Genomic DNA, 19,464 nt, shown 5'->3' with positions numbered 1-19,464 from the left:
TGCGACTCACTCCGTGGAGAGCAGGTCCATGGCATGACGGTCCATCATCTCCAGCGCACGGCCACCGCCACGAGCAACGCAGGTCAGCGGCTCCTCGGCGACGATCACCGGCAAACCGGTTTCCTGGGACAACAGCTTGTCCAGATCACGCAGCAGTGCGCCGCCACCGGTAAGCACCAGACCGCGTTCGGCAATATCGGACGCCAGTTCCGGCGGCGACTGCTCGAGCGCGCTCTTGACTGCCTGGACGATGGTCGCCAGCGATTCCTGCAATGCCTCGAGCACTTCGTTGGAGTTCAGCGTGAAGCTGCGCGGTACGCCCTCGGCCAGGTTGCGACCGCGCACGTCCACTTCGCGCACCTCGCCACCCGGGAAGGCGGTGCCGATTTCCTGCTTGATACGCTCGGCGGTCGATTCACCGATCAGGCTGCCGTAATTACGACGCACGTAGGTCACGATGGCCTCGTCGAAACGATCACCGCCAACACGTACCGACTCGGCATAGACCACGCCATTGAGGGAAATCAGGGCGATCTCCGTGGTGCCGCCGCCAATGTCGACGACCATCGAGCCGCGCGCCTCGTCCACCGGCAGACCAGCACCGATGGCCGCTGCCATCGGCTCCTCGATGAGGAACACCTCACGAGCGCCAGCACCAAGGGCCGACTCACGGATCGCCCGGCGCTCGACCTGAGTCGACTTGCACGGCACGCAGATCAGCACCCGCGGGCTCGGCTGCAGAAAGCTGTTCTCGTGCACCTTGTTGATGAAGTACTGCAGCATCTTTTCGCAGACGCTGAAATCGGCGATCACGCCATCCTTCATCGGTCGGATGGCCGAGATGTTGCCAGGAGTACGGCCCAGCATCCGCTTGGCTTCGGTGCCTACGGCTACCACGCTCTTCTGATTGCCATGGCTACGAATCGCAACTACCGAGGGTTCATCGAGAACAATGCCGCGATCGCGCACATAAATGAGGGTATTGGCAGTGCCCAGGTCGATCGACAGATCACTGGAAAACATGCCACGCAGTTTCTTGAACATGGGAAAAGGGCCCTGGGGCAAACGCGTGGGGAAAAAAGTGCCGCAAACTCTAACAATGGTGCCAAGTTAGGGCAAGGCAGGAATCCGTGACACAGCTGTCAGACGTGAGTCGCCGCGCGAGTCGTGCGCGTTCGTCGACATCCCGCACAGGCCGCCGCCGCAGCAGCCCGCGCTACCGGGAAGCGCGTCGGGCATGTAAGATTACCGGCTTTTCCGGGCCCGAAAGGCCCTTGCCGCGGCTCGACCCGCTGCTCTTCCGCCGGCCCATCCGACGGAAGGTGCAACCCGATTCGCTTTCCGCTGGAGAACCCCGATGGCGCTTGAACGCTGCGAAGTGGAAAAGATCGCTCACCTGGCCCGTCTTGGGCTGAGTGAAGACGACCTGCCCCGCACCACCGAGACCCTCAACAACATCCTCGGCCTGATTGACCGCATGCAGGCCGTCGCCACCGATGGCGTCGAGCCTTTGGCCCACCCGCTGGAGACCATCCAGCGCCTGCGCGCCGATGCCGTGACCGAAACCAACCAGCGCGACGCCTACCAGGCGATCGCCCCGGCCGTAGAGAACGGTCTGTATCTGGTGCCCAAGGTGATCGAGTGATGACTATGCAGCAACTGACTCTCAGCCAGATCGCCGCCGGGCTGGCCAGCAAGGACTTTTCCGCAGTCGAACTGACCCAGCATCTGCTGGCACGCATCCACGCACTCGACCCGCAACTCAACAGCTTTATCACTGTCACCGAAGAGCTGGCGCTGGCGCAGGCCAAGGCCGCGGATGAACGCCGCGCCGCCGGTGAGAGCGGCGCCCTGCTCGGCGCGCCGATCGCGCACAAGGATCTGTTCTGCACGAAGGGCGTGCTGACCAGCTGCGGCTCGAAGATCCTGCACAACTTCAAGGCGCCCTACGATGCCACCGTGGTCGAAAAGCTGGCAGCTGCCGGTGCCGTCAGCCTTGGCAAGCTGAATATGGACGAGTTCGCCATGGGCTCGGCCAACGAGTCGAGTCACTTCGGCGCGGTGAAGAATCCCTGGGATCTGTCCCGCGTGCCGGGCGGCTCTTCCGGCGGCTCCGCTGCGGCTGTGGCTGCGCGGCTTATCCCGGCCGCGACTGGTACCGACACCGGCGGCTCGATCCGCCAGCCCGCGGCGCTGACCAACCTCACCGGCCTCAAACCGACCTACGGCCGCGTGTCGCGCTGGGGCATGATCGCCTACGCCTCCAGCCTCGATCAGGGTGGACCGCTGGCGCGTACCGCCGAGGACTGCGCCCTGCTGCTCGGCAGCATGGCCGGTTTCGATCCGAAGGATTCCACCTGCGTCGACCAGCCCGTGGATGACTATCTGAGCGCTCTTGCCCAGCCCTTGGCGGGCCTGCGCATCGGCCTGCCCAAAGAATACTTCGGTGCCGGCCTCGACAGTCGCATCGCCGATGCCGTGCTGGCCGTGGTCGAGGAGCTGAAGAAGCTCGGCGCCACAGTCAAGGACATCTCGCTGCCGAACATGCAGCACGCGATTCCTGCCTACTACGTGATCGCTCCTGCGGAAGCCAGCTCCAACCTGTCGCGTTTCGACGGCGTGCGTTTCGGCTACCGCTGCGAGAACCCGGTCAACCTCGAGGACCTGTACAAGCGTTCGCGCGGCGAAGGCTTCGGCGCCGAAGTGAAGCGGCGCATCATGGTCGGCACCTATGCACTGTCGGCCGGCTACTACGACGCCTATTACCTGAAAGCGCAGAAGATCCGCCGACTGATCAAGAACGACTTCGTCAATGCGTTCGCCGAAGTCGACCTGATTCTTGGCCCCACCACACCCAATCTGGCCTGGAAGCTCGGCGAGAAGAACTCTGACCCGGTCTCCGCCTACCTGGAAGACATCTACACCATCACCGCCAACCTCGCCGGCATCCCCGGCCTGTCCATGCCGGCCGGCTTCGTCGACGGCCTGCCGGTCGGCGTGCAGCTCCTGGCGCCGTACTTCCAGGAAGCGCGCCTGCTCAACGTGGCGCACCAGTACCAGCAGGTCAGCGACTGGCACACCCGCACCCCGGCCGGATTCTGAGGACGATACACATGCAATGGGAAACCGTGATCGGGCTGGAAATCCACGCCCAGCTCAGCACCCGCTCGAAGATCTTCTCCGGTAGCGCCACCACCTTCGGCGCCGAGCCGAATACCCAGGCCAGCCTGGTTGACCTGGGCATGCCCGGCACTCTGCCGGTGCTCAATGAAGAAGCCGTGCGCATGGCGGTGAAGTTCGGCTTGGCGATCGACGCCGAACTGGGCCGCACCAACGTGTTCGCACGCAAGAACTACTTTTACCCGGACCTGCCCAAGGGCTATCAGACCAGCCAGATGGATCATCCGGTGGTCGGCAAGGGCCATCTGGACATCACCCTGGAAGACGGCACGATCAAGCGCGTCGGCATCACCCGCGCACACCTGGAAGAGGACGCCGGCAAGAGCCTGCACGAAGACTTCCACGGCATGAGCGGCATCGACCTGAACCGCGCCGGTACGCCGCTGCTGGAGATCGTCTCCGAGCCGGACATCCGCTCGGCCAAAGAGGCCGTGGCCTACGTCAAGGCGATCCACGCGCTGGTGCGTTATCTCGGCATCTGCGACGGCAACATGGCCGAAGGCTCGCTGCGCTGCGACTGCAACGTCTCGGTGCGTCCGAAAGGTCAGGCCGCATTCGGCACCCGCGCCGAGATCAAGAACGTCAATTCCTTCCGCTTCATCGAGAAGGCGATCAACCACGAGGTGCAGCGGCAGATCGAGCTGATCGAGGACGGCGGCCAGGTCGTGCAGGAAACTCGCCTGTACGACCCGAACAAGGACGAGACGCGCTCGATGCGCAGCAAGGAAGAAGCCAACGATTACCGCTACTTTCCCTGCCCCGACCTGCTGCCGGTGGTGCTGGAAGAGTCCTTTATCGAGCAGATTCGTGGCGAATTGCCGGAGCTGCCAGGCGAAAAGCGCGCGCGCTTCGAGAGTCAGTTTGGCCTGTCCACCTACGACGCCTCGGTACTCTCTGCCAGCCGCGAGCTGGCCGACTACTTCGAGGACGTACAGAAGGTCTGCGGCGATGCCAAGCTGTCCGCCAACTGGGTGATGGGCGAGCTGTCCAGCCTGCTCAACAAGGAAGGCCTGGAGATCGAGCAGTCGCCGGTCTCCGCCGCGCAGCTCGGCGGCCTGATCCAGCGCATCCAGGACAACACCATCTCCGGCAAGATCGCCAAGATGGTCTTCGAGGCCCTCGCGGCCGGTGAAGGTGTCAGCGCCGACGACGTCATCGAGAAGAAGGGCCTCAAGCAGGTCACCGATGCGGGTGCCATCGAGGCGATGCTCGACGAAGTACTGGCCGCCAATGCCGAGCAGGTCGAGCAGTACCGCGCCAGTGACGAGGCCAAACGCGGCAAGATGTTCGGCTTCTTCGTTGGTCAGGCGATGAAGGCGTCGAAGGGCAAAGCCAACCCGGGCCAAGTGAACCAACTGCTTAAGCAGAAGCTCGAAGGTTAAGCCCAGCGTGGCGGCCGGCCTGACCTGGCCGACCGCCCGAGTACCGCCAGCAGCGTTCGCGCTGCACCGCGGCAGCCTTCACGCGGTCCGCGCCGACACATCCTGCGAGTGCCACACTGTCCCGCGGCTGGCGTACCGCAAACCGGCAACAGCGCTCATCAAGGAACGGATCGCACATGCACGTCATACGCCTGCTCGCCCCGCTACTGCTGCTCGCCCTTTTTTCCGGCTGCGCCGAACGCCAACCGACGTCGCCCGCGTCACAAGCCGAGGCACAGCGAGGTTTCAGTCAGCAGGGCAAGGCGTCCTACTATGCGCGGATGCACCACGGCCAGCGCACCGCCAATGGCGAACGTCACGACCAAACCGCGCTGGTGGCAGCCCATCGCTCACTGCCGTTCGGCACGCGGGTGCGCGTAACCAATCTAGCCAACGGCCGGCAAGTCGTCGTTCGCATCAACGATCGCGGTCCGTTCCGCCGCGGCCGTATCATCGACCTCTCACGGGCCGCCGCACAGCAGATCGACATGATCGAACGTGGCGTAGTGGCCGTGCGTATCGAAACCATCGAATGAACTGCAGTCGTCAATGCGCGCGATGCGGCTGGCGACACGCATCGTCGCCTGCCCGCCGCGGACCCCGTGCATGTCGCTGATCATCCTCGCCTATCTACTCGCCGGCTTGACACTGCTGACGCTGGGCGCCGAAAGCCTGGTCCGCGGCGCTACGCGCCTGGCGGCACGCTTCGGCATCCCGCCGCTGATCATCGGCCTCACCGTGGTCGCCTTCGGCACCAGCGCACCGGAGACTGCGGTTAGCGTCGAGGCGTCGCTCAAAGGCAACGGCGACATCGCTGTGGGCAACGTGATCGGCAGCAACATCGCCAATATCCTGCTCATCCTCGGCCTTTGCGCGCTTGTCGCCCCGCTGCGGGTCTCGCGTCAATTGATTCGCCTGGACGTGCCACTGATGATCGGCGCCGGGCTACTGACCTACGCCCTGGCCTACGACGGCCGTATCAGCCGCCTCGATGGCGGCGTGCTGCTCGTAGCCCTGATCGGCTACACCACTTTTCTCGTGCTAGCCAGCCGCCGCGAACGGCGTCCACTCGCTGCCGACGAGTTCGTCAGCGAATTTCACCCCGAGCCAGGCGCACGACCGGCCGCCTGGCTCAAGCACCTGCTGCTGGTAGGGTTCGGCGCGGGCCTGCTGGTAGCAGGGGCGCACCTGCTGATCGAGGGCGCGGTGGCGCTGGCGCGGGCCCTCGGCCTGTCCGAACTGATCATCGGCCTGACAGTCATCGCGATCGGCACTTCGCTGCCAGAACTGGCCGCTTCGTTACTCGCCGTACTGAAAGGCGAGCGCGACATCGCAGTCGGCAATGTGATCGGCAGCTGCATCTTCAACCTGCTGCTGGTACTCGGTGCCGGCGCTGCGGTGACGGCCGAAGGCCTGTCGATTTCGCCCAATGCACTGGCATTCGATTTTCCAGTGATGCTCGCCGTATCCGCCACCTGCCTGCCGATCTTCTTCTCCGGTTACTGCATCAGCCGCTGGAACGGCCTGCTGTTCCTCGCCTATTACCTGGCCTACAACCTGTATCTGGTGATGTTTGCCACCGGCCTGGCGCTGGGTGCACCACTGCGCCATGCAATGACTTGGTACGTATTGCCATTGACCGCCGTGACGCTTTTGGTGATCTTCCTGCGCGCTTGGAAACACCAGCGCTGACTATCCCCCTTTCTTTATTGGAGTCCGATCGCCGTGTCCGTTATGACCTTCGTCTACCTGATTGCCGGTCTGGTGCTGCTCGTCGCCGGAGCCGAGGTGCTGGTGCGCGGCGCCGCCAAACTGGCCGCGCGCTTCGGTATTTCGCCGCTGATTATCGGTCTGACCGTGGTGGCCTTCGGCACCAGCGCGCCGGAAACCGCGGTCAGCGTACAAGCCTCGTTCAACGGCAGCGGCGACATCGCGATCGGCAACGTGCTAGGCAGCAATATCGCCAATGTGCTGCTGATCCTTGGCGCCACGGCGCTGATCGCACCACTGCTGGTGTCGCGTCAGCTGATCCGGCTCGACGTACCGATCATGATCGGCGCCAGCCTGGTGACCTATGCCTTGGCCTGGGACGGCGCACTCAGCCGCCTCGACGGCGCGCTGCTGTTCAGCGCTGTGATCACTTACACACTGTTCCTGATCATCAGCAGCCGGCGCAACAATGCGGCCAACGATGAAGACGAGTTCGCCAAGGAGTTCGGCCTGCACGAGCCAGCCAAACCCCACGCCACGCTGATCAACGTCGGGCTGGTGATCGCCGGCCTCGCGTTGCTGGTGGGCGGCTCGAACTTTCTGGTCGAGGGTGCCGTATCGCTGGCGCGGGCACTGGGGCTGTCGGAGCTGGTCATCGGCCTGACGGTGATCGCCGTCGGCACCTCTCTGCCGGAATTGGCCACTTCGATTCTCGCGGCCATCCGTGGCGAACGCGATATTGCAGTGGGCAACATCGTCGGCAGCAATATCTTCAACCTACTGTGTGTGTTGGGGCTTTCGGCGCTGGTTTCGCCGCAGGCGATCGGCGTCTCCGACAACGCGCTGGGGTTCGACTTCCCGGTGATGATCGCCGTCGCCGTAGCATGCCTGCCGATCTTCTTCGTCGACTATTGCATCCGCCGCTGGGAAGGCCTGCTGTTCCTTGCCTACTACGCGGCCTACACCTCTTATCTGGTACTGGTCAGCACTGGCCGACCTTTCGCGCAGACCCTTGGCGAAGCCATCCTCGGCTATGCGCTGCCGCTGACTGCCGTGACGCTGCTGGTGATCGCCGCCCGCGCGTGGAAGGTGCAGCGCTGACGTCTGGAGCGAGGCTGCGCCGGGCGCGCAGACATCGTGCGGTGCAGCGCGCGGCTCAGCCTTCGCGGACGTGCAAACGTGGCAGCTCGAAGAGCTGAGCCGTCTCGCTCTCATCGCTGATGCACTGGAGCGTGCCATCGACCACTGCGCCGCTTTCCATGCTCAACTGGCGGTAGCGGATATTGCCGCACACCCGCGCATTGGAATGCAGCTCGAGCAGATGCTCGACCACGACGTCGCCAACAATGGTGCCGTCGATCAGCGCATCGTAGCTGCTGACGTTGCCCTCGATCCGGCCTTCGGTGCTCAAGGCCAGCAGGCTGTGCGTTCCAGGTTTGTGGCAGACATTGCCACGCACCGCGCCGCTGACCTTCAGCCCTTCCTCGAACTCCATATCGCCCACCAGCGAGAGACTGCCGGAAATCAGGCTCGAGAACTGATCGATGGTGACTCGAGGCACCGGCTTTTTCCTATTGAACATCTTCTACTCCAACGGTTTAACGGCTTTTCTTCTGCTGACGAAAGAACGCCAGCTCGGTCTGCAGGCGCTCGATCTGGGTGGATAACTGGGTGATGCGCCGCAACAGCTGCTCTTCCGTGGCCTGTGCTTCCTGGCGCTGCAGCCGGCTCCGTTCGAGCGCGGCGTGCAACGCCTCACTCTCGGCGGCCAGCTGCGTGATCTGCTGCGCATGCGCAGAGTTCTCAGTGAAACGCAGGAACAGCAGCGCCGCGACCACACACAGCATGACGCCCGGAAGCCAGTACCGGCGTCTGTTGCGGGCAATCACTGGGCGGTGCTCGGCGTGCAGCAATTCGCGGGTTGAAGGCCTTCTAATCATCGGCCAAGCCATCGCCTGCGCGCTCCAGATCACCCAAGGCCAGGAAGCGCTGCGGATCGACGAAGCGCCCGTTGTGCAGCACCTCGAAATGCAGGTGCGGTCCGGTCGAGCGCCCGGTCGACCCTACCGCGCCGATTCGCTGCTGCGGCGTGACGACATCACCGGCTCGCACGTGCAGCCGCGATAGATGTGCGTAGCGAGTCACCAGCCGGTTGCCGTGATCGATCTCCACCAGATTGCCGTAGGCACCACGGTAGCCAGCAAAGCGCACTCGCCCACCGGCCGAGGCAAATACATCGGAGCCCGTTTTTAGCGCGAAATCCACGCCAGAGTGAAACGCCAGCTGCTTGCGGAACGGATCGACGCGGTTGCCGTAGGCCGAACCCAGGCGCGCCACCGCGACCGGTCGACGCGACGGAATAGCCATCAGCGCCGCGTTGCGCTCGGCCACGCGCTGCATCATCCCATCGAGCGCTGCGCGCATGCAGCGCGCCGATGTCTCACTGTGCTCCAGATCGGCTAGCGTCACGCTATCCGCCTGCAACGACAGCTCGCCCGAGCAGCCACGCGGAGGCAATAGCAGACCGCCCTGCGCGGCGCTGCTGCGCGAAGCCGGGTCCGGTGCTAGCACCGGCAGCAAGCTCGGATCCAACGCTGAGAGCTGCTCACCGAGGGCGCGCTGCTCGCTAAGCATCTGCTGCAACGCGAGCACATCGGACTCCAGCGATTTCAAGCGCCCTACCATTTCCCCGACCCGCGCAACGGCGAAACGCCCTTCATTCGCTAATTCAGGTTGGCCGGGGCTTACCGCAGCGGTGTCGGGGCTCAGGTCCCGCCCGACCAGGACACCTCCAGCGAAGGTCCCCAGGTTTGCGAGCAGCAGCACCAGGACTGGCGCGCGCATGCGCCGCAAGTTGACTACTCGATTGGTCTCACGCGTCAGCGAACGGGTCGATGGTGTGAAGAACGGCATCTTGGCATCCCCAGAGAACAAGACGACCTGCCCAGATAGGCAAGCCGTCGAACATCCGGGGGCGATTGGACGGGAATGAGGCTTTTTTTTCTGCGGCCTGTTGGGCGATTAGACGCATCTACCCCTTTCTCACGCTGGAAAGCCGATATCGGTCACATCACCGACGCCGACGTTGGCTGTTGCAGACAACACTTAAGAAACGCCGAGGCCAATTGTGCTGGTCACTAGATCCAACCGAGCCAGCCGAGCAGCAACAGACCGATGTTGATGCTCAGCGCGGCCATCAGCGTCGTCACAACAATGATGGTGGCCGCCAGCTGGTAATTGGCGTTCACTGCGCGGGCCATGACGAAACTCGCCGCGGCAGTCGGGCTGGCAAAGTAGAGAAACAGAATGCCCAGTTCCGGCCCGCGAAACCCAAACAGCCAGGCACCAAGCGTGGCCAGAACCGGCAACCAGATCATCTTCATCAGGCTGGAGCTGAGAGCGATGCCGCTACTTTCGCGCAAGGCGGCTAGCGACAGGGTGGCGCCGATGCAGATCAGAGCCAGTGGCAGCGTCATCTGCGCAAAATAACCGCCGGAGGTCATCAACCATTCGGGCAGGGCGATCTGCCAATAGGCAAACGGCACGGCCACCAGCACACCGAGGATCAGCGGATTGCGCAGGATACCGAGGCAGATCGACGCGACAGTGGTACGAGCACCCGGGCTATAGATCGCCAGCACCACCGCCGACAGGCTGTTGTAGACCAGAATCACCACACCGGCCAGCACGCTGCCGAGCGACAGGCCATAGTCGCCATAAAGGCTGCCGGCCAACGCCAGTCCGACGATGCCATTGTTGCCGCGAAACGCGCCCTGCACATACACGCCGCGGTCCGCTTTCGGGCAACGCCACAATGCCCAGGCCCAAGCCATGCCGAAGGTCGCCACTGTGGCAAGCACGAAGTAACCGAGCACCGCTGGCTGCAAGGCGGCGCTCAGATCCGCCTTGACGATGGAGATGAACAGCAGCGTCGGCATCGTCGCTTTGAACACCAGTGCCGACGCTGTGTTGATGAATGCCGCATCGATCCAGCCCAGCCGCTTGAGCGCCACGCCAAGAAACAACATGACGAAAACCGGCGCCGTGACGCTGAGGGTTTGAAGCACGAGAGGAAGCATGGACCCGCCTGCAGAAGCAAAGGCGCCATGTTAAAGCATGGGCGGGCAATTAGCGGCCCGGCGCAAGGAGCGTGCCGGGATCACGCTGAGAGACGGTGATGGCTGCCAGATGGTGGCACTCTGCATGGGCAGGCGGCGAATCTGCGCGTTCTGCCCATGCCGGGTAACCTAGGCGATCAGCGACGGACCGGGCGCTTCTGCAATTTGCGTTGCAGTGTGCGCCGGTGCATGCCCAGCGCGCGCGCAGTGGCCGAGATGTTGCCGTCGTGCTCGCTGAGTACGCGCTGGATGTGCTCCCACTGCAGCCGGTCGACCGACATCGGGTTTTCCGGCACCAGGCTGTCGAGGTCGGCGTGCTGGGACAGCAGTGCGGCCAGCACATCGTCGGCGTCCGCCGGTTTGCACAGGTAGTTGCAGGCGCCACGCTTGATCGCCTCCACCGCAGTGGCGATGCTCGAGTAGCCAGTGAGGATCAGCACGCGCATTTCCGCGTCCAGCTCGAGCAGCTTGGGCAGCAGCACCAGTCCGGAGTCACCCTCCATCTTCAGATCGAGCACGGCGTAATCCGGAATATCCTGCTTGGCCAGGGCCAAACCTTCCTCGGCGGAACCGGCAATGCTCACCCGCAGCCCACGACGGCTCATGGCCCTTGCCATCACACGGGTGAATGTCGGATCGTCGTCCACCAGTAGCAGGTGGGGTTGTTCTTCGCCCTCTTGCTGCAACTCGTCGGTCATCTATGCATTCCTCGCATTGGGGTCACGATCGGATCAGGCGCGTACCGAACCGTGCGGCAGGCGCAACTCGGTCAGTGTGCCACCTTCTTCGTGATTGTAGAGTTTCACCGTTCCTCCGGCGCGAGTCACGCTGGCCTGACTGAGGAACAGGCCGAGGCCGAAGCCTTTGCCTTTGGTGGTAATGAAAGGTCGGCCGATCTGCTCGGCGATCGCCAGGGGGACGCCTGCGCCATGATCACGAATGGTCAGCTTGATCCACTGTGCATCCCAGTCCAGACGGATGTCGAGATCCTCCGGGCTGGCATCGGTGGCGTTGTTCAGCAGGTTGAGCAGCGACTGGCTGAGATCGGCCGGCGGCATCAGGCGTGGTGCGCTACCCCGGCCGATGCACTGGAACCGGTAGGTCGCTTCCGGGCGCATCAGGTGCCAGCGCTGCAGCACAGATTCGACCCACTCGCGCGCCGTCTGCTCGACGATCGCCTGCCGTCGATCGGCCTCGGCGGCGCGCACCAGCTGACGCAGACTTTCCTTGCACAGCTGGACCTGCGACTGCAGCAGCCCCAGGTCCTCGCTCAGCTGCGGATCCTTGTATTCCTGACGCAACTCCTTGAGCAGCACGCTCATGGTCGCCAGCGGTGTACCCAGCTCATGGGCGGCGCCGGCAGCCTGAGTGGCGACAGCCAGCAGTTGCTGGTCACGCAGGCTCTCCTCGCGGCGTTGGGCCTGCAGTTGTGCCTGGCGACGCAGTTGCTCGGCCATCCGCGCGACGAAGAAGGTGATCAGCGCGGCAGCCAGCGCGAAGCTCAGCCACATGCCATATACCAGCAACGTCGCACGCTCGACTGGCGGCAGGGTGATCGGGTCGTACCACACCAGCATCAACGTGTACCCCGCCAACGCCAGCCCGGCGAGCACCAGGGTGTACAGCCACGGCAATGTCGCGGCGGCGATGGTCAGCGGGACCAGATAGTAGGAGACGAAAGGATTGGTCGAGCCCCCGGAGTAATACAGCAGCGCACTGTGGACCAACAGATCGAAGCCCAAGTGCACCGCATATTCCAGCTCGGTGACCGGCCAGGGACCGCGCAGGCGCAATGCGGCGCCGAGACACAGCAAACCGGACACCGCCAGTGTCAGGCCCAGCGCCAGCCATGGCAGCGTCAGTGCCTGGGTGGCGTAGGCAAGCCCCACCGCGCCGGACTGTGCCGCCAGCACGAGGACACGAATCAGAATCAGGAGCCGAAGGTTCTGACGGCTGGCCGAAAGCAGCTGAACGGATGCGTACATGGAGTCTCCAAAGATGCGCCGAGTATAACCAAGCCACTGATCGGGCAACCTCCGTGCGGCAACGCGACGCAGAGATTCACTGCACGACGCCGTCGTCGCGGTTACAGTTTGTGCCTGCTGCCGCGATTGCCGGCGCTCACCACCAGGAGCCGTCATGTTCTACCCCGTCTCTCGCACCACCGTTCTGCTGGCCAGCCTGGCCAGCCTCGCCACCCTGCCCGCCAGCGCCGAAGAGCAGCGCTACAACCAGGTGTCGCTGCGCGCCGAAGTCAGCAGCGAAGTGGCGCATGATCGCATGCATGTCACGCTCTACAGCGAAGCACAGCACAAGGATCCAGCCCAGCTCGCCGCCGCGACCACCCGCACACTGAATCAGGCGTTGCAGCGCGCCCGCCAAGCCAAGGGCGTGACCGTCAGCCAGGGCAGTCGCAGTAGCTACCCGGTCTACGACGACAAGGGCCAGCAGATCACCGGCTGGCGCGAGCGCGCCGAACTGCGCCTGGAAAGCGGCGACTTCGCTGCGCTGTCGCAACTGACCGGCGAACTGATGCAGAGCCTGAAGATGGGTGACATGCACTTCAGCGTGTCCGACCCGGTCCGCAAGCAGAACGAAGACGCGCTGCTCAAGGATGCCGTAACAGCCTTTCGGGCCCGCGCGCAGCTTGCCACCGAGGCGCTCGGCGGCTCCGGCTATCGACTGGTCAGCCTGAACCTCAACAGTGGCGGCGGCTATCAGCCGGTGATGCGCAGCGCCGCGATGAAGCTCAGCCGCGATGCCATGCCGACACCCGAGATCGAAGCCGGGACCCGCGAGATCAGCATCAGCGCCGATGGCGTGATCGAAGTGCAGATGCGCTGATCCGAGCCATATTACCGCCCTGCGAATTACAGCCCTGTCGAGCGGCCTGCCGGCCCGCCCGGCTGCGGCGGGCGACCTTGCAACAATTTCTTACAATCGCCCAACCCCACGCCAGCCTTGGCTTTCGCCGCTTTCCACAACGCCGGCTGGGCACATTGACATGTAAATGATCCTACATAACAGGTGCGACTGATTATCATGCGCCGCTAATTCGCAACCCGCGCATTGTTCAGGAGCCCGCATGTTCATCCCCTTCGCTCGTACCGCCCTCGCCAGCGCCCTGCTTGGCAGCAGCCTCGGCGTCATGGCCCAGTCCTCCCCCGTCACGCTGGACAACATGGTAGTCAGCGCATCCGGCTTCGAGCAGAAGGTCACCGAGGCGCCGGCTAGCATCAGTGTGATCAGCCAGGAGGACTTGCAGCAGAAGCGCTACAACAACCTGGCACAGGCCTTGGGCGACGTGGAAGGCATCGATATCGGCCAAGGCACCGGCAAGACCGGCGGATTGAATATCAGCATCCGCGGCATGCCGAGCCAATACACGCTGATCCTCATCGACGGCCGCCGGCAGAACGCTGCCGGCAACGTCACGCCAAACGGCTTCAACGAAACCTCCACCAGCTTCATGCCGCCGCTGTCCGCCATCGAGCGCATCGAAGTGATCCGCGGCCCGATGTCGACGCTCTATGGCTCCGACGCCATGGGCGGCGTGATCAACATCATTACCCGCAAGGTAGCCAAGGAGTGGACCGGCTCGCTGACCCAGGACTACACCTATCAGGAAGACCGGGACTTCGGCGACACCCGAAACACCAGTGTTTACGCCAGCGGTCCGCTGATCGACGGCCTGCTCGGCCTGCAAGTTCGCGGCAGTCTGTTCGACCGCCAGGAGTCGGACTTGAGCTATGGCAACGGCGTCGATGTCAGCAAGCGCGGGCCCTCGCCGGTCGAAGGCCGCACTAATAACTTGGGCGCGCGCCTGACGCTGACGCCGCACGAGGATCACGATTTCGGCCTGGACGTCGAACGTGGCCGCCAGGTCTACAACAACGACGAATGCCAGCTCGGCAGCCTGGACGGCCAGAATCAGCAGTGCAGCGCCAGCGCTGTCACCCGGGCGAATGGTTACGACGACGAGCTTCGTTTCGAACGCGAGCAGATCGCGCTCACCCACACGGGCCGCCTGGGTTTCGGCACGCTTGAATCCAGCCTGATGCGCAACACGACCGAAACCCTAGGCCGCACCATCCCCGGCACCATCGGCGACCCGACCGCAGTGCCAGGTGCCATCGGCGGCGCGCCACGCGAACTGGAGACGACCAATCTGGTACTGGACACCAAGCTGGTCGCGCCTGTAGGTGAGTCGCACATCGCCACGGTTGGCGGGCAGTGGTGGAAAGCCGAGATGGACGACGGCATCGCCCAGACCACGTTCGAGCAGAAAACCTGGGCCGTCTTCGCCGAAGACGAGTGGCGCCTGCGCGAGGATCTGGCGCTGACGCTGGGTGCCCGCTACGACGATCACGAAGCCTTTGGCGGGCATGTCAGCCCACGCGCTTACCTCGTCTGGAACACGTCCGACAGCTGGACCATGAAGGGCGGTGTGAGCCGCGGCTACCGCACACCGGACCTGAACGACCTCCACTCCGGCGTAAACGGTGCGACCCGACAGGGTCAGGTCATCACCATCGGCAACCCCGACCTCGAGCCGGAAACCACCACCAGCACCGAATTCGGCGTGTACTTCGACAACCTGGCTGGTTTCAACGCCAACGCCACGCTGTTCCACAACAAGTTCAAGGACAAGATCGCCAGCGGCGACCCTATCCAGATCACCGGGCGCCCGGGAATTCCCGACGGCAGCTATGCGCAGCAGATCAACATCGATGAAGCCGTCACCCAGGGCCTGGAACTTGCCGCCAGCTGGTCCTTCGCCCCCGCCTGGACGCTGAGCGCCAACTACACCTATACGGACAGCGAGCAGAAGAGTGGCGAAAACAAGGGCGAACCCCTGACCAACACGCCGGAGCACCTCGCCAATGCCAAGCTGAACTGGCAGACCAGCGACCGCCTGAACCTCTGGCTGAAGAGCGAATACCGCGGCGAGCGTGCTCGCTTCACGTCCAAGTATGAAAACCTTGCCGACAGCGGCCGTTACTCCACCAACCAGTCCATCTACGACACGTTGGGCAAGAACACCAAGGCATATACGCTGTTTCACCTAGGCGGCTCGTTCCGCGCATCGGAGAACCTCACGCTCAACGCCGCCATCTACAACCTGCTGGACAAAGACTTCGTCGATGGCAAGGCTTACAGCACGTATAGCTACGCCAACTCCAATCCGGCGACGCTCCCCACCATTGGCACAGCCTACGGTACCGACTTCTCTCACTCGACCGCTGGCACGACCGGGGTGATGGAAGAAGGCCGTCGTCTCTGGCTATCCGCCAACTTCACCTTCTGACCGCCCAGAAATACCACGAGCCGGGTTTAACCCGGCTTCGTTGTTTTAAGCACAGCCCCGGCAGCCAAGACGCGAATGTATGCTGTTTGTAAATCTTTAACATTCCCGTGCTGAGGCGCCCTAGAATTCGCCCCACTCTTCTCCAAGGCAAAGGATCACCATGCGTCTGTGGCTCGGCACGTTGCGCCAATGGCACTGGATCAGCTCCGCGCTGTGCTTGGTCGGCATGCTGCTGTTCGCGGCCACCGGCATCACCCTGAACCACGCTGGGCAGATCGAGAGCAAACCGCTGGTGCAAAGCCACGCCGCGCAGCTTCCCGAGCCGCTGCTCGCCAAACTGCAGGCCGAAGCGCCCGAGTCGGGTCTGCCCGTCGAACTACGCGCATGGCTGGAGCAGACCTTGGAAATCCGCCTGGCCGGGCGTGAAGCCGAATGGGGCGATGGCGAACTCTACGTCGCCCTGTCCCGCCCCGGTGGCGATGCCTGGCTGAGCCTGAGTAGCGAAACCGGCGAACTGGAATACGAGTCGACCGACCGCGGCTGGATCGCCTACTTCAACGACCTGCACAAGGGCCGCCACAGCGGCGAGGCCTGGAGCTGGTTCATCGACTTCTTCGCCGGTGCCTGTGTGGTGTTCAGCCTCACCGGCCTGCTGCTTCTGCAGCGTCACGCCGGCAACCGCCCCAGCACCTGGCCCCTGGTGGGCCTGGGGCTGGTGATCCCGCTGCTGCTGGCGCTGCTCTTCATTCATTAAGGACTGCCCATGCGTAAACGCCTGTTGTTGCCCCTCGCCCTGCTCAGTGCCCCGCTGCACGCGGCGGACCTGCAGCTGGACGTGAAGATTCCGCGTCTGGATGTCGCCGAGTACCACCGGCCCTATGTCGCCATCTGGCTCGAGCGGCCGGACCAGAGCCACGTCGCCAATCTGGCGGTGTGGTACGACACCAAGCTCAAGGACAAGGAAGGCGAGAAATGGCTCAAGGACCTGCGCCAGTGGTGGCGCCGTAGCGGCCGCAGCCTGGAAATGCCGGTCGACGGTGTCAGCGGTGCCACCCGCGCCGTGGGCAGCCACAGGCTGCAGTTCTCCGACCAGCAAGCGCCGCTCAAAACCCTGGAAGCGGGCGAGTACCGCGTGGTGGTCGAAGCGGCTCGTGAGGTCGGCGGTCGCGAGCTGCTGCGCGTCCCATTCAGCTGGCCGCCCCAGCAGAACGCCGAACGTCAAGCCCAGGGCAAGAGCGAGCTGGGCGCCATCACCCTCACGCTGACCCCATGAACAGGACCCACGCCATGAAACCCGTCATCAAATGGACCGCCCTGGCGCTCGCCGCCTGCCTGCCGCTGTCGGCCCAGGCCCACCGCGCCTGGATGCTGCCTTCGGCTACCGTGCTCTCCGGCGAAGAGCCGTGGATCACCGTCGACGCCGCCGTATCCAACGACCTGTTCTATTTCGAACACGTACCGATGCGTCTCAAGGGCATCGGCGATGCTGCCCAGGCCCCGGCAGGCGGCCCGCCGGGCATGCGCGCGCGGCCGGCACCGGAGCTGCAGATCATTGCCCCGGATGGCTCGAAGGTGTCGGCACAGAACGGTGCCGTCGGTCGCTACCGCAGCACCTTCGATGTGCAGCTGAGCCAGAAAGGCACCTACAAACTGGCCGTGGCCAACAATGGCCTGTTTGCCAGCTGGAAGGAAAACGGTCAGCCGCGCCGCTGGATGGGCAGCGCGGAAGGTTTCGCCAAAGACGTCCCGGCCAAGGCCGAGGGCCTGAAGGTCAGCCAGAACAGCAGTCGCATGGAAGTCTTCGTCACCTCTGGCGCACCGACCCGCAGCGTGCTCGAACCAACCGGCCAGGGCCTCGAGCTGAAGCCGCTCACTCACCCCAACGACCTGTTCGCTGGTGAGCCGGCCGAGTTCGTCTTCCTGCTCGACGGCAAGCCGGCGGCCGGCGTCGAGATCAGCGTGATCCCTGGCGGCAACCGCTATCGCGATGAGCTGGGCGAGATCAAGGCCAGCACCGATGCCGCGGGCAAAGTCAGCATCACCTGGCCGCAGGCCGGCATGTACTGGCTGACGGCCGAGTACACCACCCGCGAGGGCGTCCGCAAACCCGCCAGCGAGCGCCGCGCCAGCTACAGCGCCACGCTCGAAGTCCTCGCGCCCTGACCCGCCAGCGTGTCGAACGCCCTGCTGCGGCTTCTACCGCTGTCTGCCGTTGTCGCGCTCGCGGCACTGCTGCTGACCTGGCAGCCGGCGCGCGAAGTGTCGGCGGCGCTGGTGGCATTCGCCTATGTCGCGCTATGCGCCGGCATCTACCGGCAACGGCGCGCCCGCCCCGCACCTGAGCCGGCCGGTGAGCTGCTGATCGCCTACGCCAGCCAGAGCGGCCAGGCGCGCAACATTGCCGAACGCAGCGCCGCACAGCTGGCCGCCGCCGGCATGCATGCCATGCCGCTCGCGCTGAACGAGCTGGACCCCAGCCATCTCGCGCGCTACCGACGGGGGCTATTCGTCGTCAGCACCTATGGCGCAGGCGAAGCCCCCGACAACGCTACGCGTTTCGAGCGCCAGCTGCTCACCAGCAGTCTCACCCTGCGCGGCTTCGAGTACGCCGTGCTGGCTCTGGGCGACCGTAACTATCCTGACTTCTGCGCCTTCGGCCGGCGCCTGGACCGTCGACTGCAAGCCGCGCAGGCGAGTCCGCTGTTCGACCGAATCGAGGTCGATCGCGGCGAACACGGTGCGCTGCGTCACTGGCAGCAGCGCCTGGCTCATCTTGGCGGGCAGCAGGAATTCAGCGACTGGCAACCCACGCCCTACCGTCGCTGGCAGCTGCAGCGCCGCCAGTGCCTCAACCCCGGCAGCGCGGGTGCGCCGGTCTACCTGCTGACGCTGCTGCCACTCGACGGCGAGGATCGCTGGCAGGCTGGCGATATCGCCGAAGTCGGGCCGCGCCACGCCGCGGAAACCGTCCGCGCCTGGTTGCGACGCGCGGGACTCGCCGCCGATCAGCCGCTGCCGGACGGACGCACCATTGCCGACGCGCTCGGCGACCGGCGCCTGCCACCGGCCGGCAGTGCAAAACCGGACATCGCCAGCCTGCTTGCGCTGCCGCCGCTGGCACCTCGGTCGTACTCGATTGCCTCGATCGGCACCGGTGGTGCCCTGCAATTGCTGGTCCGCGAGGCACGCGCGGCCGACGGCCACCTCGGTCTCGGCTCCGGCTGGCTATGCCGGTATGCCCCGCTCGGCAGCGAAATCGCCTTGCGCGTGCGTGCCAATCCCGCCTTCCACGGCCCGTCCGCCGACACCCCGCTGATTCTGATCGGCAACGGCACCGGCATCGCCGGCCTGCGCAGCCACCTGCAGGAGCGGGCGGCACTGCCGAACACGCGCAACTGGCTGCTGTTCGGCGAGCGCAACGGCAAGCACGACTTCTTCTTTCGCGAGGAACTGCAAGGCTGGTTGGACAGCGGTCACCTGCAACGCCTGGACCTGGCCTTCTCCCGCGACCAGGCAGCGAAGCTCTACGTGCAACACCTCCTGCGCGACGCTGCCGACGAGCTACGGTGTTGGGTCGATGCCGGTGCGGCGATCTATGTCTGCGGCAGCCTCGAGGGCATGGGCGCCGCGGTGCAGCAGATCCTCGTCGGCGTGCTCGGCGAACAGCGGCTCGCGGTGCTCGCCGAGCAGAGCCGCTACTGTCGCGACCTTTACTAGCAGCACCGCA

At 64.4% G+C, this 19,464-nt stretch carries 19 protein-coding genes; 12 read left to right on the top strand and 7 right to left on the bottom strand.

Annotated features, from left to right (window positions below; translation table 11 throughout):
- Positions 1–6: 6 nt before the first annotated feature.
- A complete protein-coding gene (gene mreB, locus N8H22_RS14495) occupies positions 7–1,044 on the bottom strand; it encodes a rod shape-determining protein MreB (RefSeq protein ID WP_264591214.1) in 1,038 nt (345 codons plus the stop codon).
- A gap of 313 nt (positions 1,045–1,357) precedes the next feature.
- Between mreB and gatC the strand changes: the two genes are divergently transcribed.
- The 6 genes from gatC (at position 1,358) to N8H22_RS14465 (ending at position 7,412) form a co-directional block, all read left to right on the top strand.
- The gene (gatC, locus tag N8H22_RS14490; protein WP_264591213.1) at positions 1,358–1,645 is read left to right on the top strand and encodes an Asp-tRNA(Asn)/Glu-tRNA(Gln) amidotransferase subunit GatC; all 288 of its coding nucleotides are present in this window, start codon (positions 1,358–1,360) and stop codon (positions 1,643–1,645) included.
- Between the two features lie 5 nt (positions 1,646–1,650).
- Positions 1,651–3,102 carry an Asp-tRNA(Asn)/Glu-tRNA(Gln) amidotransferase subunit GatA gene (gatA, locus tag N8H22_RS14485; protein WP_264591455.1) on the top strand — a complete coding sequence of 484 codons (1,452 nt, stop codon included), beginning with the start codon at positions 1,651–1,653 and terminating at the stop codon, positions 3,100–3,102.
- 11 nt (positions 3,103–3,113) lie between these two features.
- Complete coding sequence (gatB, locus tag N8H22_RS14480; protein WP_264591212.1) at positions 3,114–4,562, top strand: Asp-tRNA(Asn)/Glu-tRNA(Gln) amidotransferase subunit GatB; 1,449 nt, start codon at positions 3,114–3,116, stop codon at positions 4,560–4,562.
- A 176-nt stretch (positions 4,563–4,738) separates the two neighbouring features.
- Positions 4,739–5,137, top strand: coding sequence for a septal ring lytic transglycosylase RlpA family protein (locus tag N8H22_RS14475; protein ID WP_264591211.1), 399 nt, complete (start codon positions 4,739–4,741; stop codon positions 5,135–5,137).
- A 70-nt stretch (positions 5,138–5,207) separates the two neighbouring features.
- Complete coding sequence (locus N8H22_RS14470; RefSeq protein WP_264591210.1) at positions 5,208–6,293, top strand: calcium/sodium antiporter; 1,086 nt, start codon at positions 5,208–5,210, stop codon at positions 6,291–6,293.
- 33 nt (positions 6,294–6,326) lie between these two features.
- The gene (locus tag N8H22_RS14465; protein WP_264591209.1) at positions 6,327–7,412 is read left to right on the top strand and encodes a calcium/sodium antiporter; all 1,086 of its coding nucleotides are present in this window, start codon (positions 6,327–6,329) and stop codon (positions 7,410–7,412) included.
- A 55-nt stretch (positions 7,413–7,467) separates the two neighbouring features.
- Here the strand turns inward: N8H22_RS14465 and N8H22_RS14460 are convergent, their stop codons facing one another.
- The 6 genes from N8H22_RS14460 to N8H22_RS14435 form a co-directional block, all read right to left on the bottom strand.
- Positions 7,468–7,893 carry a polymer-forming cytoskeletal protein gene (locus N8H22_RS14460; protein ID WP_264591208.1) on the bottom strand — a complete coding sequence of 142 codons (426 nt, stop codon included), beginning with the start codon at positions 7,891–7,893 and terminating at the stop codon, positions 7,468–7,470.
- 16 nt (positions 7,894–7,909) lie between these two features.
- On the bottom strand, positions 7,910–8,224 hold the full coding sequence (locus tag N8H22_RS14455) for a hypothetical protein (RefSeq protein ID WP_264591207.1): 315 nt from the start codon (positions 8,222–8,224) through the stop codon (positions 7,910–7,912).
- A gap of 19 nt (positions 8,225–8,243) precedes the next feature.
- Positions 8,244–9,224: a M23 family metallopeptidase gene (locus N8H22_RS14450; RefSeq protein WP_264591206.1), complete on the bottom strand. Its 981-nt coding sequence runs from the start codon at positions 9,222–9,224 to the stop codon at positions 8,244–8,246.
- A gap of 224 nt (positions 9,225–9,448) precedes the next feature.
- Entirely contained in the window at positions 9,449–10,390 is a 942-nt protein-coding gene (locus N8H22_RS14445) for an AEC family transporter (RefSeq protein ID WP_264591205.1), read from the bottom strand.
- A gap of 176 nt (positions 10,391–10,566) precedes the next feature.
- A complete protein-coding gene (locus tag N8H22_RS14440) occupies positions 10,567–11,127 on the bottom strand; it encodes a response regulator transcription factor (RefSeq protein WP_264591204.1) in 561 nt (186 codons plus the stop codon).
- Positions 11,128–11,160: 33 nt separating this feature from the next.
- The gene (locus N8H22_RS14435) at positions 11,161–12,414 is read right to left on the bottom strand and encodes an ATP-binding protein (RefSeq protein WP_264591203.1); all 1,254 of its coding nucleotides are present in this window, start codon (positions 12,412–12,414) and stop codon (positions 11,161–11,163) included.
- Between the two features lie 154 nt (positions 12,415–12,568).
- Here N8H22_RS14435 and N8H22_RS14430 point away from each other — a divergent pair, with 154 nt between their 5' ends.
- The 6 genes from N8H22_RS14430 (at position 12,569) to N8H22_RS14405 (ending at position 19,454) form a co-directional block, all read left to right on the top strand.
- Positions 12,569–13,273, top strand: coding sequence for an SIMPL domain-containing protein (locus tag N8H22_RS14430; RefSeq protein ID WP_264591202.1), 705 nt, complete (start codon positions 12,569–12,571; stop codon positions 13,271–13,273).
- A 241-nt stretch (positions 13,274–13,514) separates the two neighbouring features.
- Positions 13,515–15,737, top strand: a complete 2,223-nt coding sequence (locus tag N8H22_RS14425; protein ID WP_264591201.1) for a TonB-dependent receptor — start codon at positions 13,515–13,517, stop codon at positions 15,735–15,737.
- Between the two features lie 160 nt (positions 15,738–15,897).
- Positions 15,898–16,491: a PepSY-associated TM helix domain-containing protein gene (locus N8H22_RS14420; RefSeq protein WP_264591200.1), complete on the top strand. Its 594-nt coding sequence runs from the start codon at positions 15,898–15,900 to the stop codon at positions 16,489–16,491.
- A 9-nt stretch (positions 16,492–16,500) separates the two neighbouring features.
- Positions 16,501–17,010, top strand: coding sequence for a DUF2271 domain-containing protein (locus tag N8H22_RS14415; RefSeq protein WP_264591199.1), 510 nt, complete (start codon positions 16,501–16,503; stop codon positions 17,008–17,010).
- Between the two features lie 14 nt (positions 17,011–17,024).
- Positions 17,025–17,900 carry a DUF4198 domain-containing protein gene (locus tag N8H22_RS14410; protein WP_264591198.1) on the top strand — a complete coding sequence of 292 codons (876 nt, stop codon included), beginning with the start codon at positions 17,025–17,027 and terminating at the stop codon, positions 17,898–17,900.
- A gap of 9 nt (positions 17,901–17,909) precedes the next feature.
- Entirely contained in the window at positions 17,910–19,454 is a 1,545-nt protein-coding gene (locus tag N8H22_RS14405; protein WP_264591197.1) for a sulfite reductase flavoprotein subunit alpha, read from the top strand.
- The last annotated feature ends 10 nt before the right edge of the window (positions 19,455–19,464 follow it).

Source organism: Stutzerimonas sp. S1 (genome assembly GCF_025966695.1).
In the GTDB taxonomy this organism is placed as follows: Bacteria; Pseudomonadota; Gammaproteobacteria; order Pseudomonadales; family Pseudomonadaceae; genus Stutzerimonas.
The sequence above is the reverse complement of the archived record's forward strand: the minus strand, read 5'-3'. Positions and strand labels throughout refer to the sequence as shown.

What these genes read in the sequence shown, in the direction of transcription:
- N8H22_RS14475 (WP_264591211.1), top strand. Translation starts at nt 4,739, where the DNA reads ATGCACGTCATACGCCTGCTCGCCCCGCTACTGCTGCTCGCCCTTTTT.
- N8H22_RS14420 (WP_264591200.1), top strand. Translation starts at nt 15,898, where the DNA reads ATGCGTCTGTGGCTCGGCACGTTGCGCCAATGGCACTGGATCAGCTCC.
- N8H22_RS14435 (WP_264591203.1), bottom strand. Translation starts at nt 12,414, where the DNA reads ATGTACGCATCCGTTCAGCTGCTTTCGGCCAGCCGTCAGAACCTTCGG.
- mreB (WP_264591214.1), bottom strand. Translation starts at nt 1,044, where the DNA reads ATGTTCAAGAAACTGCGTGGCATGTTTTCCAGTGATCTGTCGATCGAC.
- N8H22_RS14425 (WP_264591201.1), top strand. Translation starts at nt 13,515, where the DNA reads ATGTTCATCCCCTTCGCTCGTACCGCCCTCGCCAGCGCCCTGCTTGGC.
- N8H22_RS14470 (WP_264591210.1), top strand. Translation starts at nt 5,208, where the DNA reads ATGTCGCTGATCATCCTCGCCTATCTACTCGCCGGCTTGACACTGCTG.
- gatA (WP_264591455.1), top strand. Translation starts at nt 1,651, where the DNA reads ATGCAGCAACTGACTCTCAGCCAGATCGCCGCCGGGCTGGCCAGCAAG.
- N8H22_RS14450 (WP_264591206.1), bottom strand. Translation starts at nt 9,224, where the DNA reads ATGCCGTTCTTCACACCATCGACCCGTTCGCTGACGCGTGAGACCAAT.
- N8H22_RS14415 (WP_264591199.1), top strand. Translation starts at nt 16,501, where the DNA reads ATGCGTAAACGCCTGTTGTTGCCCCTCGCCCTGCTCAGTGCCCCGCTG.
- N8H22_RS14460 (WP_264591208.1), bottom strand. Translation starts at nt 7,893, where the DNA reads ATGTTCAATAGGAAAAAGCCGGTGCCTCGAGTCACCATCGATCAGTTC.
- gatC (WP_264591213.1), top strand. Translation starts at nt 1,358, where the DNA reads ATGGCGCTTGAACGCTGCGAAGTGGAAAAGATCGCTCACCTGGCCCGT.
- gatB (WP_264591212.1), top strand. Translation starts at nt 3,114, where the DNA reads ATGCAATGGGAAACCGTGATCGGGCTGGAAATCCACGCCCAGCTCAGC.
- N8H22_RS14445 (WP_264591205.1), bottom strand. Translation starts at nt 10,390, where the DNA reads ATGCTTCCTCTCGTGCTTCAAACCCTCAGCGTCACGGCGCCGGTTTTC.
- N8H22_RS14440 (WP_264591204.1), bottom strand. Translation starts at nt 11,127, where the DNA reads ATGACCGACGAGTTGCAGCAAGAGGGCGAAGAACAACCCCACCTGCTA.
- N8H22_RS14410 (WP_264591198.1), top strand. Translation starts at nt 17,025, where the DNA reads ATGAAACCCGTCATCAAATGGACCGCCCTGGCGCTCGCCGCCTGCCTG.
- N8H22_RS14430 (WP_264591202.1), top strand. Translation starts at nt 12,569, where the DNA reads ATGTTCTACCCCGTCTCTCGCACCACCGTTCTGCTGGCCAGCCTGGCC.